A 16,736-nucleotide genomic window follows, 5' to 3' on the forward strand; every position below is an offset into this window, starting at 1 on the left:
ATTAGCACATAGATGGAACTCTGGAAAAGCTTGTATGAAAGAAAAGGTGAGGGAAGAGTGGTCCCGTTCACCTCTTATGTAGAAGTCCAATGCTATTAATAGACGAAGGAGTGGTTACATGTATTTCCCTTCAAAAAAAGACGGGTGGATGGGATTCCTTCATCTTATTATCCTGTTTCTCTGTTTCGGATTGCCGGTTTTATCCGATGAGTGGGTCTGGATCTTTGTAATCCCACTTGTGCTTGGTGTCGTGAACCTTCTTATCTGGTTCCGGACGGGTTATCGTGTAGAGGCGGAGGAAGTGGTGATATATTATGGTCCTATCACCTTACGGGTTCCCATTCAAGAGATTGAGAGAGTGGCTTTTATAAAGAGTCCGTTTGTGGGGCCGGCGCTATCAGTGGACCGGGTAGGGATTACCTACTCTGCCTCAAAGTTTCTGGCGGTTTCCCCCAGGAATCAGGAGGAGTTCCTGCAGGTTTTGAGGGAATCAAATCCTAATCTGGTAATAAGAGCTTCATTGAATAGTGTGTTTTCCAAAATATCCACCCGTTGTGACTCCCTGCTGTATACGATTAGAATGTGACGCATTCTGATGCGAAGGCATCGCTCAATTCCATCAATTTTTCAATGATCATTCCTTCTACTTCGGTAGTGAATGGAATGCTTTCAGTACAATGCGGGCGTACCCCCTGGTGGTCCCCGATCATGACGGCGTGCCTGGCCCCTTGAAACATGGTGATATCATTGGCGTCGTTACCGAAGGCGATGTAATCGGTGATATTCAGGTAAGCGAGTGCTGCTTGCTTGTGGATGCCTTTCGGGCTGCAGTCAATCACGTCCTCCTGTGCATGGAGGTGAAGGACGATATCCATTTCTCCGAGCTTTTCCAGAAGGTTTTCTTTTTCAGTTGCGCTGAGGATGAGCAGCTTCACGATGGAGGAATGCTCACTGATGGGTACATTCGTAGCAAGGCGATGTGGATCAAGGTTGGTCAGGATCGGGTGATCGGCTCTGCCCGTATACGAATAATCCCACTCCCCGTCAATCAGGTAGGTGGCTTGATGTTCATGAAGGGTGCTCATCAGGGTCTCGACAATGGCCGGTGAAAAAGCCCGAGAGAACGTGATGTTCCCGTTTTCGGAAATCAGTGCTCCGTCCCCGCCGATCAGCGTCCCAGTATGAAACGGCTTTGGCAGGACGGGAAGCATGTCCCGGATGGGTCTGGCCGATGCGAACGCAATTCGGTGTCCTGCTTTATCAAGTTGCTGGAGTGCATGGGTGATGGCTGGTGAGATGGGTTTACCTTTGAAGCAGATTGTTCCGTCTAAATCAAAAATGAAATGCATGGGTGGTCTCCTAGGAATATTTGATATAGTTTATCGTATCAGTAATAACTTTCCATTTATATAGTATTTTTTAATAGATCGTTCGTAGAGCGGAAAGTCAGGATTATTATGAGATTGTATACAACCTGGGAGTACAGTAAGGTTTGAAAATATGGTTGCTCCAAAAAAGTAAAGCAGTCTGAAGGATTCCCCACTTCAGACTGCTTTCTTTCGCCAATACAACCTCACCAGAACAACCAAGCCCGTGAAGATAAACAGAGGGATGGCAATGAACTGAGAGATGGCAAATTTGAATTCCCACACATCATACATGAGGTCATTGCTTTTTTCCAGGACTCCGGTGAGAACGATCGCCACATAGACGGCAGGCGGAATGATTAGTAGATAGCGTCCCTTTGGAAGTATGAATAGAACTATGAGAACGATCAAGGCAATGAATCCTACAATGAGAAAAATCATCGGACAGTCTCCTTTCTGTGTCGAATACGTTACGCGCCCGTCAATCGGGCGTCCCCAACACATCCGTATTCGGAGGTTCGTAGCCAAGCTGTCGTACCATGGCCATCACCTGTCCTTTGTGGTGGTACTCATGGGTGACCACGTGGAACAGCAATTTCTCGGGGGTCATGGAGATGGGATCCACTCCGTCTCGCCATGGAATCTTCCTGGAAATGGTCTTATCCATCTGTCCGGCGAAATGGTCGAGGACCTCCTTAACATAGTCGTCGGCCTGGCCGAACCGGTTGACGATCTCATCCAAGGTGACATCCTTTATCTCATTCTTCGGCGTGAGTGGTTCCTTTGTCTTCAGCAGCAGGAATGAGCCGAGCCAGGCATGGTAGCAGTCGGCAGTATGGACAAGTGTATGTCGGATGCTTCCCCAGCCAAAGGCATTCTCATTTGTGAAATCATCTTGAGGCAAGTCCCGGCAGAAGTCCAAAAGCGTCTTTCGAGTGTGTTGAACCGAACGGTATTCAGTGAGATTCATATGTGTGCCCCCTTCTTTATTGCACTTCATGTATTCTCTTGGTCAGAGGAAAATCCCTTCTTCCACGGGATTAAGTAGAGCGGAACTGTTTGTAAAGAAGGATTCCTGCAGTCGTTGTGATAAAGGGGACTCCGATCAGTTGCGCCAGTTGAAGTTTGAACTGCCAGACATGATAGGCTGGGTCAGTGCCAGGACTCAGTAGAAAAACCGTGATGATCAGAGCGTAGCCGATGGGCGGCACGAGCCAGAATGCGCGTTTAAAAGGAATGATACTAAGTGCAGTTAAGGTAAGGACAAGAATAACTCCCCAGAGAATAAAAAACATTGGACACCTCATTTTTTGGAATCTAACTAAATGACGCAGGCTACTCATTGTTCTTCTGATAGTTTGTTAATGCTAACAGGAATTTGAAATGTTGGATTCGTCAAGTTCAGATGTATCTTTTGAATTAGAAATAAAGAGCAATCATGAAGATCAGACTAATCACTGTATAAAGCACTGTCCCGTAAAACAGACCTCCGACGGTAACCTTCGATTTTTCCACCTTCTGCACCTTCCAAACAGCTTCACTCGCATCCATGGTCGCAGCTCTTGAGAAAACGCCGCCACTGCTGCTGAAAAAGAACAGAACGATTGAGACGCCAAGTCCGATGAAGAAGCTGTATTCAGTGTAGGAAAACGGTATGAGCCTGCATGATGTCCAAACGACAAGGCCCATGACGATGGCTGTGCAGATTGCCCAAACAACTGTCTTTTTCAATGGTCATTCCCCCTTATATATATAAACGTATGATCACTGAAGGAAGTTTCAACTTTATGGAAAAATATACAATTTTAAAAGTGAGCATCCACTGCTTGAAACTTCCTGTAGCGTTGCATCGTCTATAGGAACAGGAGGCTGATGGGGATGAAGAAAATAGTGGGGGCTTTATCGCTGATACTGGTGCTTGGCGGATGCAATTCCATTCAACCGAACATATCCGAGAAGGAAGTCCGATCCATTGTTATGAAGGAACATGAAAATTCATTGGTGAAGTAGAGATTATTTCCGTTCAGCACAACTGGAGGGAATACATTGTGGAGTGGGAGAACACGGAGAACTGTGAGGCGGGGACGGACTATATCCACGATGCGACCGGTAAGGTGAAAAAGAGCGAGGTTAGTATCTGTTAGCTTGCAGGGAGGCGATCATTCGCCTCCTTCTTCTATGTCTTCCTTCTTTTCCTTCGGTGGGTCGAACACGAGATCCAACAGGGCGAGGAATAGGGAAATCCCGAGCTGGGTCATAGGCTGGATATCAAGGGACGACATGAGAGCAACAAGGATGGAAATGATGCCCCAGTTGATGAGGAAGGAGAAGAAGAAATAGCCTCCCTTTAATGCGTTCCATGACCAGCGTCCCGATGCCTTCATGAGGCCGAACAGCAGCTTCACGATAAAATCTCCGATGAATCCGCAGATGAAGTAGAATACCGCGAACCAAAGCAGGGACCAGTAAGAGCTGTATTCGATGCCGATTATCCGGAAGAGACCGACGAAGCCGAAGAAAATCAGAGCGACGACGAATCCAATGGCCGCGAGAATGATCAGGCTGACAGATACGATGATGAAAATCTTGGTGGGCAATGATTCATTTTTGAATGAGTCTTGATCGGACATGGTGTACCTCCGTGGTGTAATGGATCTTCAATATGGCTTGAATGTTCCCCTTAGTTTCTTATGAAAGGCTTCCAATCTAGGAATCTTGCGGAAGGTCAAGAACGATGTGATGGTCACAAAAATAAGAAACCATTCATGTTCCTCTCAGCGGTTATCGATGATGGCGGATTTCACATGATCACTCCTATTACCTTACTAACTACAAAGTATAGTCCAATCTGGATTTTATGTAAAATAAAACCATTAAGAGGAGCCTCGTCTCACAAACACTGGTTTTTGTTTGATCAAAAGGGGCTCGGGATTCTTTCCTTGAAGGCGCTGTGTCAGCCTACCCATGAGATTTAGCGCGATTTCATCCAGAGCATACGAGATGGAGGAAAGGGTCGGGGAGGTCGTCAAGCAGATGGGATGATCATCAAACCCGATGATCTTCACGTCCTCCGGCACCGACAGACCTACTGCACTTGCAGCAGCGAGTAGCCCTGCGGCTACAAAATCACTTCCTGCCACGATCCCTTTTGGTGGTGAAGCGGTGCGGAAACGTTCCTCTCCCAACGCCACCCCGTCTTCAATGGTGATAATCTTGTTATGACAACAAGTGTCAGCGCACTCAAGTCCGTGATGGGCGTGGGCAAGCTTAAAACCCTCCCAACGCTTCTGTTGGAGAGGGGAGTCCATATCGTCTCCGCAGAAGATGAGGGGGAAAGCCCCCTGATGAAGAAGGTGATCGGTGGCGATGAACGTCGCTTCCTCTTCATCCACGCCGACGGTATCAAAGTGTGCCCCATAGAACTGTTCATTGCACACGACGACAATCTGATCCTGGACCTTCGACTTGATCTCCCTTTCAGAGAAGGTGGAGTGGGTGAGGATCAAGGCATCGACCTCTCTATGAATCAAAGCATCATAGATCTCGGATTCAGCATCCTGGGAAAAGAAGGTCTGGTGGATGACCATCTTATACCCGGCGTCCCGGCAGGTTTTTGTAAGGATACCCGCAAGGCGGCTGAAGTAGGGATGATCCAGGAGAGGCACGACAATCCCGATCGTGTGATTACGTTGCAAACGGAGCTGGACGCCACGGAGATTTCGGACGTAGGAAAGTTCCTTGATGGCTTCTTCCACCTTCCTCCGGCTGTCTTCCGAGACATGGGGATGGTGATTCAGGACCCGTGAAACGGTCGATTTGGACACTCCGCTTATACGGGCGATATCAAGAATGGTCGGCATTGGTCAATCTCCCTCCAAGTTATGTATTGACATGGGAACGTTCCCAGAGAGTACGTTGAATTTATCTTACTAGGAGGTGTCCATATGCCGCAAGATGTTTACCATTCGACAGGCGAGACCAGGTACATCGCATTTTTTGATTTTGATGAAACGTATTTTCCTCATGCATGTACAGAGGAGCAGCTCATGATGGTCCATGAACTGGAGGAGTATCTTCAATGGCTTGCGTCTGAGCAATATGTGAAGATCGGATGGGTGACAGGCAGCAGTCTCACCCAGGTCGAGGAGAAGATGAAGAAAGCGAGGATGCGGTATCTGCCCCACTTCATCTCAAGCAACCTCGGGACGGAAATGTGGGAAGTGCATGCAAGCCAATGCTACCGTCCCATCCCGGAATGGGAGAAGAGGATTGCCCGGTCAGGCTTCTCCCATGGAGTCGTACAGGAGATCCTGGATGACTTAAAGAACATCTACTCTATCAAACTGACCCCTCAAACCCAATTCGGGCAGGGGACATATAAGATGAACTACTATTACTATACCGCTTCGGACACAGGTGTCGATTATCACCTCGGCATCATCCGTCAGCTCGCGTTCAATCACGGTGTAGGGATCAACATCAACCGCTGCAACCCGAAGGCAGGAGACCCGGAAAATGCGTACGACGTCGACTTCATTCCCAAAGGGACCGGCAAGAAGGCCGCGGTCAGCTTCATGAAGAAACATTACAACGTCCCCAGTAGTCGCACCCTAGCTTTCGGTGACAGCGGCAACGACTTGGAAATGGTGAAGGCCGTGGAGCATGGGTATCTTCTCGGAAATGCCACGGAAGAAGCGAAAAGGAAGCATCACTTCATAACAGAAGGTGAATACGGGAAAGGGATCATGGAAGTGTGTGGGAGAGTGTTTTCGCGTAAGGAATGGGACAGCGCGATGGAGAAGTGAAGTGGAGGTTCCTGAGGAAGGAATTTCTCTCTCATTCCCGCCTGTAGTCATACACCTCATCCGGTACATGAAGGACTTGATCATTAATTTGTACCGTGTCATCGTCTACCCAACTGACCTTGCCCTCTTCTTCATGGTACTGCCAATAGATATTCTTCACTCCACGATCTTTCTCGTTGAATGTCAGTACGCCAAGCACAGCATAGTCGACGGTCGCGCCGCCATTGTTCCGGAAGGTTTGTACGGTATAGCGTCCGTCCGGTGACGTTTCTTCTGTAATGAGTTCCCCTGGCTCCAGCCGGTCTATGTCAAATAAGGACCAATGGATGAGGGCGATGAGGCCCCAGCTCACTGCAGCTGTGAACACGATGGTGGAAATCGTGATGGTGAAGCCGACGGGGTGTTTTTTGATGAAGCGTTTCATAGAATGGAAGCCTCCTTGATGATATAGAGAGGTTTCCATTATACTTCAAATCAGGAATTTATTTAACAAAAGGACGGAACCTTTTATTCACCAAGAAGCATCCGGTTCAACTCCGAAAGGGATAGAGTCATCTCCAATCCTTCCATGGACCTTGATCCGTCTCGATGGATGACAACCTCGGGTTTCAAGTCTTCCGAATCCCTCACCCATGAAACGTCCATCGTGTTCAGGATATTCTTCACCTTTCGTTTGTACGTCGCGGGCATGGGAGCGAGGTAAACGGTCTTTCCTGCCACTTCATCAAGCTTAATGTAAGGAGATGCCTCTTTTGCAGGTTCGGTCGATACGGTCTCCAAAAACCATTCATCCGACATGATGGGGACCCCAAGGTTTCGGGCGCGATCCAGCTTGCTTCCCGGGCGTTTTCCGACGATGAGGAAGTCTGTCTTGGATGTGACGGTATTGCTAACGGTGGCCCCGCAACTTCTGGCGGCTTTGCTCATGCTCACCCGGGGCTGGGCACTGGCTCCGGTGAACACGATGGACTTTCCATGAAAAATCCTGCGATCGCGTTCCGGCTTGGCTAAGTGGACCGGATTCCACTCCAGCGGAGAGGCCCCGCTGATCACTTCAAGCAGGAGTAGCGAATTCAAATAGGCTTTGTGGTCAACGGGCAACCCCACTTTGAAATAGTGTGAGAGATAACTCAGGGTATAGGAAAACAGATGGGGATGGGTGTGCTTGATGGCGGCCAGTGCACTGAAGTATTCCCTGTCTTCATCCAGCCATCCGTCATGTAAAAGAGTGGCTCGGTCCAAGGTTACATTGAACGAAACAACCGGGTATGGGTAGTCTTCGAGTAGCTCACGGAAGGTTTGTTTCATCTTTATGTGATCTGAGATTTTCACATATCCAGCGCCAAAACCGAAGGCCGTCATGGTCTCGTCCTTTATTTCAAAAAAGTAATGCTTATCAATGATGATCCCGTCCTCCACAACAAGCGCGGCGACTTGAAAGATCCCGGAATCAGGAGCGGCACTTCCCATTTCGATGTCGATCAGTATCATGTTTTTCAAGGGGAAGCCTCCTCAGTTCAATATGTATCATTCACATAGTGAAGCAGAGATTGTATGTTGTCAACTGTATGAAAGGAGATGAGTGCGATGAAACGCTTCGTGAAGTTCCTTCTGCCGGTGGGGCTTTTCTTTTTGGCTACGGGGTGTGAGGAGATGATTCATGAAAGGGAGCCTAAATATGTTCACGATGGTGAGGGGCCTCCTTCTATGGAAGGGATCTATATTCAGAAAGAGGAACATAACATTCTGATCGAGGGCGAAGAATTTAAGGAGGAAGACAAGACCCTCTCATTGAATGAGTTTATGAGCAAAAACGACGGATACTTTTTAAGGTTGAATGACGATTCAGATTTCAAAGGAATAAAGTCCGGAACCAAGGTGAAGGTGTGGTGTGGTAAGATCCTGGAGTCTTCTCCGCCATATGCTGTCTGCCAGAAGATTGAAACAGTAGGGGAGGAATGAAGACTACAATCCATCCTCCACGCGTCCCATCATCCTTAAGACTTTTCCATCCAATTCTCTTTTCAGCACCGTCATCCCGTTCCTGTGGTAAAAGCCCAGCGCCTGCCGGTTGCTTGGTGAAACGCGAAGGTGATACTCGGATACACCTTGATTCCGGAAGAACTGAAGGGCGTACTGGTGAAGCTTATTTCCCATCCCTGATCCACGTCGCTCAGGAATCAGGTAGTAGAGGTTCACATACCCGATTTTGCTATCTTCATAGTCTTTCACCGTCAATTCAAGCTGACCGATTGGCACTCCCTCTTCCATGAGGAGAATGAAACCATCCGGGAACAAGTCCGATTGTTTCTCGACCCATCGTACGTATTCTTTCTCGTCAAAGTCTCGATTCGTACCGAAGCTGACCCTGAAGGAATCCCTCCGGAAAGAAACGATGATTTCCCTGTGTTTATCCACATCGATTTTTTGCAGATCCATATGTCACCTCCCGGGGGTTTATAAATAGAGTATCACGTATAACCATAAAATACCCATATGGTTACATTATGGTAATATAAGAATATGGGAGAAATGATATCAACGGAGCTACTACACTTTTAGAGAAAGGTCGTTTGGAAAATGAAGTGGAACAAACGCATCATCATCATCCTGGTCATTGGAATCCTTGCTTCCATGACTGCTTGTAAGAACAGTGAATCCAGTGCCACCGTGCAGAAACAAGATGAGACCGGGGAAGCAAAAGCTGAGAAAGGCGACACAACATCTGATTCAAAAGCTGAGAAAGGCGACACAACATCTGATTCAAAAGCGGAGAGTAAACAGGAGAGCGAAAATCAGGAAGCAGACTCTGCCGAATCGGAAAATGATTCCAGCCAGGAAACGACTTCTTCTTCAGAGGATGATGCCACGGAAGAATCGGATCAGAAGGAAAGCCAAACAGAAGAAGGCAGTAAATCCAATCGTAAGGGCATACAATCACAATACGTGAATGAACTGGATGAAACCAAAGCCAAATTCGAAGAAGAAGACTCCAATCAAACCGGTAATGAATCTACATACGAGTTGAAATACTTTGAAGACAGGCGCTTTGAAGCCTGGGATGCGCATTTGAATGAGGTTTACAGTGTACTCAAAGCGAATCTTCCTGCTGATCAGTTCGATCAGCTCAAGGAGGAGCAGCGCCTTTGGATCAAGTCCCGTGACGCAAGTGCGAAGGAAGCTTCTGAACAGTTCAAAGGAGGCACCCATGAACAGGTGGAGTACACGGCAACATTGGCGAATTTGACGGAAGCCCGCTGTTACGACCTGGTCAGGACCTATATGAAATGAAGTGAGTAAACCGGATCTATTGGGTCCGGTTTTAATTTTATCAATAAATGGAAACTTAATCCTCTTGTGTACGTATAAGAAAGTGGAGGTGCCGCTATGAAAAAGATCCTGTTTGCAGTCTCGATGAGTATTATACTCGCCAGTTGTCAGAAGGAAACGGCCGCCCCTGTTCTGTACGATCCTCCGGCGTCGAACATGGAGAACGGGCTGATTGATTTCAAAGAGTGGGAAGGGCTCCATCTTTCTAAGCCGGGAGTCGATTCAAGGATTAATGAGGACGATGCGCTCATGATCCAAGCGGTCCAGGAAGTGTTCGCTAGTGCTGTGAAGGTTGAGGGGCTGGCTAATCTTGAAGATCCGGATTTTATCATGGAGGTGGATGCTGCGAACGGTGAACAGCAAAAGCTTCTTCTTTGGTTGGGTGATGAAGGGGAGGAGAGTCGGGTAAAGAAGTCGAAGGATTCAAACGCTGTTTATTCACTTGATGAGAAATGGACGGATAGGCTGAGGCAGTTGGTAGGCAATGAGCATGAATAGGGGGTGTTTATATAAAAAGGATACGAGGTGAACGTGAGTATGTTTATTCAAATGTCAGGATTTCCAGGGTCGGGGAAGTCAACCCTTGCCCGTGAGATAGGAAAAAGAACAGGTGCGGTCATCGTGGATCATGACGTCACGAAATCAGCTCTGATGGAAAAGGTGGAAAATGAACTTACCCATGATACAGCAGGGCGAGTATCATATCACTTGGACTGGTCCATCAGTGAGTCGTTGCTCGTGCAAGGACATAGTGTGATCTTTGATAGCCCTTGTCTCTATGATGAGATTGTAGAGAAGGGGACGCTCCTTGCTGAAAAATACGGAATTCCATATAAATATATTGAGTGTGTGGTGCATGATTTTACCCTGATCAATGAGCGTTTGAGGGAAAGGGAGCGGATGCCGAGCCAAATCAAAGAGGTGAAATCCGAAGAAGCATTCCGGAAAACGGTGTTGAACAGTAAAAAGCCCGATGGCCTCCCGTGCCTACAGATAGATACTTCTTCTAACATCACGTCTTATATTACAAGGGTCATTCGATACCTTGAGAATGGAGAAGGGGGAGCGGAATGAAGAAGATCTATTGGACGATTGCTATATGTACCCTGCTCCTAGCACTCACGGGCTGTTCAGATGACAAAGAAGAAGAGGCGTTCAAGAGCGAAGAAACGATTACATACAAAGAACAAGAAATAAAGGTTCACTATTACTACAATGAGATGGCAGATTATATCGAAAGTGTACGTGACAATCCTGATCAGGATAAAGAGACGCTTTACATACAGAAGGTCAAGAAAGCGATGGTTGAGCACGGTGAGGCGGATGATCCGACTATAATGAAAATGATTGGTTATGAATTTTTACAGGCTCCGCGAGACCTAGATACAATGGAGGAAGACCTGCAGGTATTAAAGGGAAAACAGGACACCATCCACTCGAGCATGAAGAAAGCCATGGAGAAGTCTATCGAAGTTCTTCCCGGTGGTAATAAAACCATTTACGTGGTTCCATCCAGTCCTGAATTCAAATCTAATACAAATCTTATGAACGGTGTATATGGTGTGGTGTACGGTGAGTATGCCATCCTCATCCTGATCGATCCTGCTTTCAACGTGGAAAATCTTGAATATACAATCGCCCATGAGTATCATCATACCGTCAATTTCGAGACACATGATCCAGAGCAATTCTCGAATTTGGATAGTGTCGTCATTGAAGGGAAAGCAGATGCATTTGCTAAGCAGATCTATCCTGATGTGGAAATTCCATCGGTGGACACGTTGCATCCAAATAAGGAAAAAATGGTGTGGGTTATGATTTCAGAGAATCCCGATACCTATAATCAAGACCTCTATGATGAAACTTTTTTTGGAAGTCGCGAAAAGAAGATCCCGATGTGGTCCAACTACCGTGTCGGCCTTCAAATCATGGATGCATTTCTTGAGAAGAATCCCGAGGTCCCCATACCGGAATGGACATCTATGACTACAGCGGAAATCTTGGAGAGAGGGAAGTATGCGGAGAAGTTTGAATAGGACACGCGCTGTCATCACATTTTGATAAAGGAGCGTCTGGCATGATCGAGAAGATTGAAAGTCTGGTAGGTCCCATCTTGCGACATCTACTCCTTGAAGAACAGGGCTGCACGTCTGAAGTGAGCCGGATTGAAACCGGGGAAGGGACGTTCATTTTGAAGAAGGCGTCTCTACCACGCTACCGAAACTGGTTAAAGAAAGAGGCGCAGGTGCTACAACGCGTTCAGGGATATGTCGCGGTGCCTGGATTCATAGGGTTTTGGGAGAGTGAACGAGACAGCTATCTTCTAATGGAATACATAGAGGGGATCTCCCTAACATCGGCGTTAAAGAGAGCCAACGATGGCGAGGAACGCCTTGTGCTAATCAGGAGTTTCGGAGATTTCCTTCATCGCTTCCATGAAAGAGCGCCACTAGTAGGGGGTGAGAAAGGTGATTGGCTGGAGCGGGTATGGCAAGAGGCGGAGCCGTATGTCAGGGCAGGTGAGACGGATGGGGATAAAGCGCTTTTGGAACAATTAAAGGAGGAGAGGCCGGCTTCGGTCAACCCCACGATGATCCACGGGGACTGCAATCCCGATAATGTGCTCGTGGTGGACGGTGAGGTGAACTGCTTAATCGATGTGTCCGGTATGACGGTGGGAGATCCACGTTATGATGAGTCCCTAGCGATCGGGAAGTTCACGGGGGAAGAGAGGGATGCCTTTTATGAGGGATATAAGCGATACCGGGTGTCGGATGAGGAGTTCACGTACTTTTATCATGGAATGTATGAGTTGTTTTAGAAAAAGCCTTGGCCCTTCCTTAAGAGGAAAGCCAAGGCTTATTTTAGTTTTGGAGCGCATGCTGGATATGAGCCAGGTGATGATTCCCATGCCAGGCATAGATTCCGATGTTCACGGCAAGGGCCACGCTCCCAGAGTCAGGGTGGACGAAGGTCCGCGCGAGCAGTTCTTCCGTCAAGCTTTCTAAAAGAATGACCCATCGTTCGTGCAGGGAGGAGATGATCGTCAAGGATGATGCGATGGGAGAGCGGGAATCAGGGAGCTCGGCCCATTTATCCTCTGAATAGGGACGGATGGTCGGTTTTTCTTCAGTCAGGGCGAGTTTGAAGCGTATGTAGGCGTTCATATGACTGTCGGCAACATGGTGGACGACCTGTCGGATGGTCCAGCCGCCTTCGCGGTAAGCCTTATCCAGGTCAAGCTCGCTTAAAGATTTCAGGGTTTCCAGGAGTCTTGCAGGAAACGTGCGGATCTCTTCGATCCATTGGTGAATCTGGTCGGCTGATAGATGGTCGGGTGTTTCGAACTCCCCGATGGGATAACGCTCATTCATTCTTTATTCCTCCTATGACAAGAAAAAGATTTTTGCCTGTTTGATGACAACATCTTGTAAAACGAGAAACAGCGCCCATCCTGCGAGTCCAAGCCCAATTGCTGTGAAAAGATGAATGGAGTGCTGGAGCGACAGGTATACGATGATGAGCAGGAAGGCCGTCGCGGGGAATCCCCACAGGACCCCGAGGGCGAATGTGCTGATGCGCTCCGATGCCTCGCCCTGTACATGGAGCCAGATGATGCTGAGGAGGCTGACCAGGGGAAGGGCCGCAATGATGCCCCCATAGGTAGGGAAGCGCCTTGCAATCTCGGTCACGGCACCGATGACGAGCGCGGATACAAGGATTTTCAGGAAGACGTACATGATTTTGCCTTCTCGCTCAGCAGCCGGAATGCTTCCGATACGGTTGCTCTTTCCTCAGGAGTCATGAGATCCAGGGCAGCCTGCAGTTTGTCTTCATCAAGACTGGTATTGCGGAACAGCACAGCCCGACCGTTATCGGTGAGTTCCAAGATCACCTTGCGCTCATCATCGGGATGCCTTTTTTTAAGGAGGTATCCCTTCTCGATGATCCGCTTCACATGCTCGGAAGCTGTATGTTGGGTAACGGAGAGGAGATTGGCGACATCCTTCACACTGACTTTGTCCCGTTTATCCACAAGCTGCATGATGCGGATGACTTGGTGGGAGATCTTTTCTTGATGCTGGATATGAAGGTGGAAATAAAGGTCGGTCCAGTGTTGGTTGAGTTGGGTCACATTTTTCATGGATTCGCTCCTTGGTTCGGTTTCCTCAATTATATCGTATAATACGATATAAATAAACGTTAAATAGCTGATCAGGAAATCCCTGATCAGCTTCCGTCATGATCTGGAGGAAGAACTTGCCGGCGACTTGAGTGAAATCATGGCCACTTATAACATGCCGAAGGAGAAGCTGAAGGAATGGCTAACCAATGATGGCGCGCTTCAGGGGTACTTGTTCAAATGCGTGCACTGCCATCAGCACCGGCTTACGGTGGATTCGAACTGAACGTGAAAAAACGCCCAATCCAGGGCGTTTTTTTATTGTATCTCAATTTTCCTGTCACGATGGATCTCTTCCGTCCCCGCAGCCAGCGCTTCCTTATAGTAGCTGCATTTGTGGTCGATTACTTCCAGAGTCTTCATCAAGTCCGCCATCTGCTTTTCCACGGTGGCCTTCCGTTCCATGAAGAGGTCGTGACGTTCCTGGAGGGTGGAATCGCCTTCGGTGCACCAGTCGATGAAGGTTTTGATATCCTTGATCGGCATGCCGGTCGATTTCAGGCATTCGATTATGCGGAGCGTGCTGATATCGGAGTCTTTGAAGAGGCGGACGCCGCTCGGACTGCGTTCTACGAAGGCCATGAGTCCTTCTTTGTCATAATAGCGGAGCGTGTAGACGGTGAGATTCAGTTCCTTGGCTACCTCGCTGATGGAGTAGGTTTTCATGAGGGTTCCCCTTTTCGTCTTTATCTGATTGGAAAGATACCACGGTGGTCACTGGTTGTCAAAAGGGAGCTTCGTGCTTGACCTAGAGTGAACTAGAGGCAGTACGATGGTTTTGCTCAAGGGGAAAACGGGGATAGCAGTAGGAGCACGACACCCTGACTTGGGACAATCAGAATTCGAGGAGGAACTACTATGGTTATGGCAAAAGCACGCGCAGTGGACGGGCCGGACAAGGCTTTCCGCTCAGCAGAAATCAAACGACGTGAACTGGATGAAAAGGATGTACTGATCGAAATCAAATTCGCAGGGATCTGTCACTCTGATATCCATACAGCCCACGGTGAGTGGGGAGAAGTGAGTTATCCACTCGTTCCGGGGCATGAGATTGCCGGGATCATCACGGAAGTCGGCTCTGGTGTGTCGAAGTTCAAGGTGGGCGACCGCGCAGGTGTCGGCTGCATGGTTGACTCTTGCGGTGAATGCGTCAACTGTAAGGCCGGTGAGGAGCAGTACTGCCTGAAAGGCAATGTGCCGACCTATGCGGGCGTCGATAAATACGGCGAGCCGACACAAGGCGGATATTCTACACATATCGTCGTGACGGAAGATTTCGCCTTGCACATCCCGGATGGTATCGAGCTTGATGCGGCGGCACCGCTTCTATGCGCAGGAATCACCACGTATTCACCGCTTCACCACTGGAATGCCGGCCCCGACAAGAAAGTCGCCATCGTCGGGATGGGTGGACTCGGTCATATGGCCGTCAAGATTGCCAACGCCATGGGAGCAGAAGTAACCGTCCTTTCCCAGACGCTGAATAAGCAGGAAGACGGACTCGCCTTCGGTGCCGAGGAGTACTATGCGACCAAGGATCCGGAAACATTCGAGAAGCTGAAAGGCCGCTTCGACCTGATCATCAACACGGTCAGCGCCAACATCGACATCGATGCATACTTCTCCCTCCTGACGCTTGACGGGACGCTCGTCAATGTGGGCGCACCGGGAGAACCGATGTCACTGAACGTCATGTCCCTCATCGGCCACCGTCGTTCTTTCGCCGGTTCCATGATCGGCGGCATACAAGAAACACAAGAGATGCTCAATTTCTGTGCAGAACACAACATCGCACCGAAGATCGAACTCATCTCGGCGGATCAGATCGATGAAGCGTACAAGCGCGTATTGGCTTCTGATGTGAAATACCGGTTCGTTATTGATACGAGCACGATTTAATTGTGATAGACCCCGGAGGTTCAGCCTTCGGGGTCTTTTTTAAAGAATGGAGTCTTGAGCGAAATAATGGGAATCAAGATGGTCGTCGTTTCAATCAGTCTCGGAATCTCGGGAATAGCATTCGCTTTATTAATGGCGACGTGCTGGCGAAGGGAAATGGTGGTCGCTGCACAGGAAGGAGTGTAAAGGGGATGGGATTTCCCTTCATATCCTGTGGATAACCCCATTCATCATGAAATTGGACGTCTTCGTCACATTTACAGCCGGCATTATTACCGACAATGGAAAAAATTCTACCGACTTTTTGATTTTTTCTACCGGGAATCGAATTTTTATTACCAACTCCGTGATTTATCGTAAATCCTATTACGAACATAAGTGTCGTATTACCAACTTCTATGCGTACCTTCCAACTCCATCCCGTTACGACCAAATTCCCTATGTTTCTACCAACTCCCATACGTATTTGATAGAATGGAAGTAATATACAATAGAGGGTGTTGACTCTCCCGCTGGATGAATCTTTTTTCGATTGAATTCGTATAAAAAAGAAATGGAATCCACGCAGCGGCGAACGATTCCTGCATCACCACCCAACCGTTCCCGCTATTCCACCAGCAAATCAACACCAAGGAGTGATTCTATCAAATCAATGAAATGGACCATGTATCAAGTACTGACGATCCTCACCCTCATCATCCTTCTGGCCTTTGTCGATGTTGGGGATATCCCGATCAACGTCACACCGGGTAATGATAGGATGGCGTTCATCCTCATGCTTCTAGGGGCCATGTTTATTTTCGGTGTCACAGGGTGTGCGTACCTTCTTCTGATGTTGCAGCTTCAGAAGAAACCGGATCTGTTCCATGGACGATTCTGGAAGAGTGCACCGATCCTGCTGCTCATCATCGGTATCGTTTCCATCACCGTCTATCTTATGCTTGGCATGAGCGGAAGCCTGTTTGAATGGGTGGACGAACAGCGCTGGATCATGTATGGGCTGCTTGTGTATTTCATTTGGCTATTTTATTTTTGGATCGTGTCGATCGTTAATCGGCAAACACGTGATAAACAAAAGGTTCCGGGCTATTCATTTGGCATCGGAGTCGTGGTGCTTTTGATCATCATTTTTATGATTTAGCAAAGGGGGGC

General features: G+C 48.2%; 27 protein-coding genes. 12 read left to right on the top strand and 15 right to left on the bottom strand.

Features of this window, described 5'->3' with window-relative positions; genetic code table 11:
* Positions 1-118: 118 nt before the first annotated feature.
* Positions 119-586, top strand: coding sequence for a PH domain-containing protein (locus ABJ225_RS12415; RefSeq protein ID WP_347320467.1), 468 nt, complete (start codon positions 119-121; stop codon positions 584-586).
* Here ABJ225_RS12415 and ABJ225_RS12420 read toward each other — a convergent pair.
* From ABJ225_RS12420 to ABJ225_RS12440, 5 genes are all read right to left on the bottom strand, one after another.
* Positions 576-1,349, bottom strand: a complete 774-nt coding sequence (locus ABJ225_RS12420; protein WP_347320469.1) for an HAD-IIB family hydrolase — start codon at positions 1,347-1,349, stop codon at positions 576-578. The two genes, ABJ225_RS12415 and ABJ225_RS12420, sit on opposite strands and share 11 nt — an antisense overlap.
* A gap of 195 nt (positions 1,350-1,544) precedes the next feature.
* A complete protein-coding gene (locus ABJ225_RS12425; protein WP_347320471.1) occupies positions 1,545-1,808 on the bottom strand; it encodes a hypothetical protein in 264 nt (87 codons plus the stop codon).
* 40 nt (positions 1,809-1,848) lie between these two features.
* Positions 1,849-2,337 (bottom strand): DinB family protein, encoded by a 489-nt coding sequence (locus ABJ225_RS12430; protein ID WP_347320473.1) that lies wholly within the window; start codon positions 2,335-2,337, stop codon positions 1,849-1,851.
* Between the two features lie 70 nt (positions 2,338-2,407).
* A complete protein-coding gene (locus ABJ225_RS12435) occupies positions 2,408-2,662 on the bottom strand; it encodes a hypothetical protein (protein ID WP_142126673.1) in 255 nt (84 codons plus the stop codon).
* A gap of 124 nt (positions 2,663-2,786) precedes the next feature.
* Complete coding sequence (locus ABJ225_RS12440) at positions 2,787-3,098, bottom strand: hypothetical protein (protein WP_347320475.1); 312 nt, start codon at positions 3,096-3,098, stop codon at positions 2,787-2,789.
* Between the two features lie 147 nt (positions 3,099-3,245).
* On the opposite strand from ABJ225_RS12440, the gene ABJ225_RS12445 reads away from it, so the two are divergent.
* The gene (locus ABJ225_RS12445; protein WP_347320477.1) at positions 3,246-3,377 is read left to right on the top strand and encodes a lipoprotein; all 132 of its coding nucleotides are present in this window, start codon (positions 3,246-3,248) and stop codon (positions 3,375-3,377) included.
* A gap of 149 nt (positions 3,378-3,526) precedes the next feature.
* Here ABJ225_RS12445 and ABJ225_RS12450 read toward each other — a convergent pair whose 3' ends face one another.
* Both ABJ225_RS12450 and ABJ225_RS12455 read right to left on the bottom strand, forming a co-directional pair.
* Entirely contained in the window at positions 3,527-3,997 is a 471-nt protein-coding gene (locus ABJ225_RS12450; RefSeq protein WP_347320479.1) for a YrvL family regulatory protein, read from the bottom strand.
* A 243-nt stretch (positions 3,998-4,240) separates the two neighbouring features.
* Entirely contained in the window at positions 4,241-5,227 is a 987-nt protein-coding gene (locus tag ABJ225_RS12455; protein ID WP_347320481.1) for a LacI family DNA-binding transcriptional regulator, read from the bottom strand.
* 84 nt (positions 5,228-5,311) lie between these two features.
* Here ABJ225_RS12455 and ABJ225_RS12460 point away from each other — a divergent pair, with 84 nt between their 5' ends.
* On the top strand, positions 5,312-6,172 hold the full coding sequence (locus ABJ225_RS12460; protein ID WP_347320483.1) for an HAD-IIB family hydrolase: 861 nt from the start codon (positions 5,312-5,314) through the stop codon (positions 6,170-6,172).
* A 31-nt stretch (positions 6,173-6,203) separates the two neighbouring features.
* Here ABJ225_RS12460 and ABJ225_RS12465 read toward each other — a convergent pair whose 3' ends face one another.
* Together ABJ225_RS12465 and ABJ225_RS12470 are read right to left on the bottom strand one after the other, a co-directional pair.
* Complete coding sequence (locus tag ABJ225_RS12465; protein ID WP_053072456.1) at positions 6,204-6,596, bottom strand: DUF5412 family protein; 393 nt, start codon at positions 6,594-6,596, stop codon at positions 6,204-6,206.
* Between the two features lie 83 nt (positions 6,597-6,679).
* A complete protein-coding gene (locus ABJ225_RS12470; RefSeq protein ID WP_347320796.1) occupies positions 6,680-7,663 on the bottom strand; it encodes a BRCT domain-containing protein in 984 nt (327 codons plus the stop codon).
* A gap of 96 nt (positions 7,664-7,759) precedes the next feature.
* Here ABJ225_RS12470 and ABJ225_RS12475 point away from each other — a divergent pair, with 96 nt between their 5' ends.
* Positions 7,760-8,134, top strand: a complete 375-nt coding sequence (locus tag ABJ225_RS12475; protein WP_347320485.1) for a YobA family protein — start codon at positions 7,760-7,762, stop codon at positions 8,132-8,134.
* Positions 8,135-8,137: 3 nt separating this feature from the next.
* On the opposite strand, the gene ABJ225_RS12480 is transcribed toward ABJ225_RS12475, so the two are convergent.
* Positions 8,138-8,611, bottom strand: coding sequence for a GNAT family N-acetyltransferase (locus tag ABJ225_RS12480; RefSeq protein ID WP_347320487.1), 474 nt, complete (start codon positions 8,609-8,611; stop codon positions 8,138-8,140).
* 141 nt (positions 8,612-8,752) lie between these two features.
* Between ABJ225_RS12480 and ABJ225_RS12485 the strand changes: the two genes are divergently transcribed.
* From ABJ225_RS12485 to ABJ225_RS12505, 5 genes are all read left to right on the top strand, one after another.
* Entirely contained in the window at positions 8,753-9,463 is a 711-nt protein-coding gene (locus ABJ225_RS12485) for a lysozyme inhibitor LprI family protein (RefSeq protein WP_347320489.1), read from the top strand.
* Between the two features lie 96 nt (positions 9,464-9,559).
* Positions 9,560-10,000, top strand: a complete 441-nt coding sequence (locus tag ABJ225_RS12490) for a YhfM domain-containing protein (RefSeq protein WP_218245314.1) — start codon at positions 9,560-9,562, stop codon at positions 9,998-10,000.
* 51 nt (positions 10,001-10,051) lie between these two features.
* On the top strand, positions 10,052-10,576 hold the full coding sequence (locus ABJ225_RS12495) for a P-loop nucleotide/nucleoside kinase family protein (protein ID WP_082140677.1): 525 nt from the start codon (positions 10,052-10,054) through the stop codon (positions 10,574-10,576).
* On the top strand, positions 10,573-11,538 hold the full coding sequence (locus ABJ225_RS12500) for a DUF2268 domain-containing putative Zn-dependent protease (RefSeq protein WP_218245315.1): 966 nt from the start codon (positions 10,573-10,575) through the stop codon (positions 11,536-11,538). Before ABJ225_RS12495 ends, ABJ225_RS12500 begins: the two co-directional genes overlap by 4 nt.
* A gap of 41 nt (positions 11,539-11,579) precedes the next feature.
* Positions 11,580-12,323 (top strand): phosphotransferase family protein, encoded by a 744-nt coding sequence (locus tag ABJ225_RS12505; protein ID WP_218245316.1) that lies wholly within the window; start codon positions 11,580-11,582, stop codon positions 12,321-12,323.
* Positions 12,324-12,366: 43 nt separating this feature from the next.
* On the opposite strand, the gene ABJ225_RS12510 is transcribed toward ABJ225_RS12505, so the two are convergent.
* Genes ABJ225_RS12510 through ABJ225_RS12520 form a run of 3 tightly spaced genes read right to left on the bottom strand, consistent with a single transcriptional unit; the run spans position 12,367 to position 13,646 of the window.
* Entirely contained in the window at positions 12,367-12,876 is a 510-nt protein-coding gene (locus ABJ225_RS12510) for a YfiT family bacillithiol transferase (RefSeq protein ID WP_218245317.1), read from the bottom strand.
* A gap of 12 nt (positions 12,877-12,888) precedes the next feature.
* On the bottom strand, positions 12,889-13,242 hold the full coding sequence (locus tag ABJ225_RS12515; protein ID WP_347320492.1) for a DUF3147 family protein: 354 nt from the start codon (positions 13,240-13,242) through the stop codon (positions 12,889-12,891).
* The gene (locus ABJ225_RS12520) at positions 13,227-13,646 is read right to left on the bottom strand and encodes a MarR family winged helix-turn-helix transcriptional regulator (protein ID WP_347320494.1); all 420 of its coding nucleotides are present in this window, start codon (positions 13,644-13,646) and stop codon (positions 13,227-13,229) included. Before ABJ225_RS12520 ends, ABJ225_RS12515 begins: the two co-directional genes overlap by 16 nt.
* Before the next feature lie 127 nt (positions 13,647-13,773).
* Here ABJ225_RS12520 and ABJ225_RS12525 point away from each other — a divergent pair, with 127 nt between their 5' ends.
* A complete protein-coding gene (locus tag ABJ225_RS12525) occupies positions 13,774-13,911 on the top strand; it encodes a CbrC family protein (protein WP_159129250.1) in 138 nt (45 codons plus the stop codon).
* Positions 13,912-13,943: 32 nt separating this feature from the next.
* On the opposite strand, the gene ABJ225_RS12530 is transcribed toward ABJ225_RS12525, so the two are convergent.
* A complete protein-coding gene (locus tag ABJ225_RS12530) occupies positions 13,944-14,351 on the bottom strand; it encodes a MerR family transcriptional regulator (RefSeq protein ID WP_347320496.1) in 408 nt (135 codons plus the stop codon).
* A 192-nt stretch (positions 14,352-14,543) separates the two neighbouring features.
* Here ABJ225_RS12530 and ABJ225_RS12535 point away from each other — a divergent pair, with 192 nt between their 5' ends.
* Positions 14,544-15,584, top strand: a complete 1,041-nt coding sequence (locus ABJ225_RS12535) for an NAD(P)-dependent alcohol dehydrogenase (protein ID WP_347320498.1) — start codon at positions 14,544-14,546, stop codon at positions 15,582-15,584.
* Positions 15,585-15,604: 20 nt separating this feature from the next.
* Here ABJ225_RS12535 and ABJ225_RS12540 read toward each other — a convergent pair whose 3' ends face one another.
* The gene (locus ABJ225_RS12540) at positions 15,605-15,811 is read right to left on the bottom strand and encodes a hypothetical protein (protein WP_197082207.1); all 207 of its coding nucleotides are present in this window, start codon (positions 15,809-15,811) and stop codon (positions 15,605-15,607) included.
* Between the two features lie 425 nt (positions 15,812-16,236).
* Between ABJ225_RS12540 and ABJ225_RS12545 the strand changes: the two genes are divergently transcribed.
* Positions 16,237-16,725 (top strand): hypothetical protein, encoded by a 489-nt coding sequence (locus tag ABJ225_RS12545; protein ID WP_347320500.1) that lies wholly within the window; start codon positions 16,237-16,239, stop codon positions 16,723-16,725.
* Positions 16,726-16,736 lie beyond the last annotated feature (11 nt).

The organism is Rossellomorea sp. RS05 (assembly GCF_039822645.1).
In the GTDB taxonomy this organism is placed as follows: Bacteria; Bacillota; Bacilli; order Bacillales; family Bacillaceae_B; genus Rossellomorea; species Rossellomorea marisflavi_B.

Excerpts from the sequence above, each read along its gene's own strand:
- ABJ225_RS12450 (WP_347320479.1), bottom strand. The coding sequence starts at position 3,997 with ATGTCCGATCAAGACTCATTCAAAAATGAATCATTGCCCACCAAGATT.
- ABJ225_RS12515 (WP_347320492.1), bottom strand. The coding sequence starts at position 13,242 with ATGTACGTCTTCCTGAAAATCCTTGTATCCGCGCTCGTCATCGGTGCC.
- ABJ225_RS12545 (WP_347320500.1), top strand. The coding sequence starts at position 16,237 with ATGAAATGGACCATGTATCAAGTACTGACGATCCTCACCCTCATCATC.
- ABJ225_RS12495 (WP_082140677.1), top strand. The coding sequence starts at position 10,052 with ATGTCAGGATTTCCAGGGTCGGGGAAGTCAACCCTTGCCCGTGAGATA.
- ABJ225_RS12490 (WP_218245314.1), top strand. The coding sequence starts at position 9,560 with ATGAAAAAGATCCTGTTTGCAGTCTCGATGAGTATTATACTCGCCAGT.
- ABJ225_RS12430 (WP_347320473.1), bottom strand. The coding sequence starts at position 2,337 with ATGAATCTCACTGAATACCGTTCGGTTCAACACACTCGAAAGACGCTT.
- ABJ225_RS12475 (WP_347320485.1), top strand. The coding sequence starts at position 7,760 with ATGAAACGCTTCGTGAAGTTCCTTCTGCCGGTGGGGCTTTTCTTTTTG.
- ABJ225_RS12540 (WP_197082207.1), bottom strand. The coding sequence starts at position 15,811 with ATGGGGTTATCCACAGGATATGAAGGGAAATCCCATCCCCTTTACACT.
- ABJ225_RS12425 (WP_347320471.1), bottom strand. The coding sequence starts at position 1,808 with ATGATTTTTCTCATTGTAGGATTCATTGCCTTGATCGTTCTCATAGTT.
- ABJ225_RS12470 (WP_347320796.1), bottom strand. The coding sequence starts at position 7,663 with ATGATACTGATCGACATCGAAATGGGAAGTGCCGCTCCTGATTCCGGG.
- ABJ225_RS12480 (WP_347320487.1), bottom strand. The coding sequence starts at position 8,611 with ATGGATCTGCAAAAAATCGATGTGGATAAACACAGGGAAATCATCGTT.
- ABJ225_RS12445 (WP_347320477.1), top strand. The coding sequence starts at position 3,246 with ATGAAGAAAATAGTGGGGGCTTTATCGCTGATACTGGTGCTTGGCGGA.
- ABJ225_RS12510 (WP_218245317.1), bottom strand. The coding sequence starts at position 12,876 with ATGAATGAGCGTTATCCCATCGGGGAGTTCGAAACACCCGACCATCTA.
- ABJ225_RS12435 (WP_142126673.1), bottom strand. The coding sequence starts at position 2,662 with ATGTTTTTTATTCTCTGGGGAGTTATTCTTGTCCTTACCTTAACTGCA.
- ABJ225_RS12420 (WP_347320469.1), bottom strand. The coding sequence starts at position 1,349 with ATGCATTTCATTTTTGATTTAGACGGAACAATCTGCTTCAAAGGTAAA.
- ABJ225_RS12455 (WP_347320481.1), bottom strand. The coding sequence starts at position 5,227 with ATGCCGACCATTCTTGATATCGCCCGTATAAGCGGAGTGTCCAAATCG.
- ABJ225_RS12530 (WP_347320496.1), bottom strand. The coding sequence starts at position 14,351 with ATGAAAACCTACTCCATCAGCGAGGTAGCCAAGGAACTGAATCTCACC.
- ABJ225_RS12465 (WP_053072456.1), bottom strand. The coding sequence starts at position 6,596 with ATGAAACGCTTCATCAAAAAACACCCCGTCGGCTTCACCATCACGATT.
- ABJ225_RS12460 (WP_347320483.1), top strand. The coding sequence starts at position 5,312 with ATGCCGCAAGATGTTTACCATTCGACAGGCGAGACCAGGTACATCGCA.
- ABJ225_RS12415 (WP_347320467.1), top strand. The coding sequence starts at position 119 with ATGTATTTCCCTTCAAAAAAAGACGGGTGGATGGGATTCCTTCATCTT.
- ABJ225_RS12485 (WP_347320489.1), top strand. The coding sequence starts at position 8,753 with ATGAAGTGGAACAAACGCATCATCATCATCCTGGTCATTGGAATCCTT.
- ABJ225_RS12505 (WP_218245316.1), top strand. The coding sequence starts at position 11,580 with ATGATCGAGAAGATTGAAAGTCTGGTAGGTCCCATCTTGCGACATCTA.
- ABJ225_RS12520 (WP_347320494.1), bottom strand. The coding sequence starts at position 13,646 with ATGAAAAATGTGACCCAACTCAACCAACACTGGACCGACCTTTATTTC.
- ABJ225_RS12535 (WP_347320498.1), top strand. The coding sequence starts at position 14,544 with ATGGTTATGGCAAAAGCACGCGCAGTGGACGGGCCGGACAAGGCTTTC.
- ABJ225_RS12500 (WP_218245315.1), top strand. The coding sequence starts at position 10,573 with ATGAAGAAGATCTATTGGACGATTGCTATATGTACCCTGCTCCTAGCA.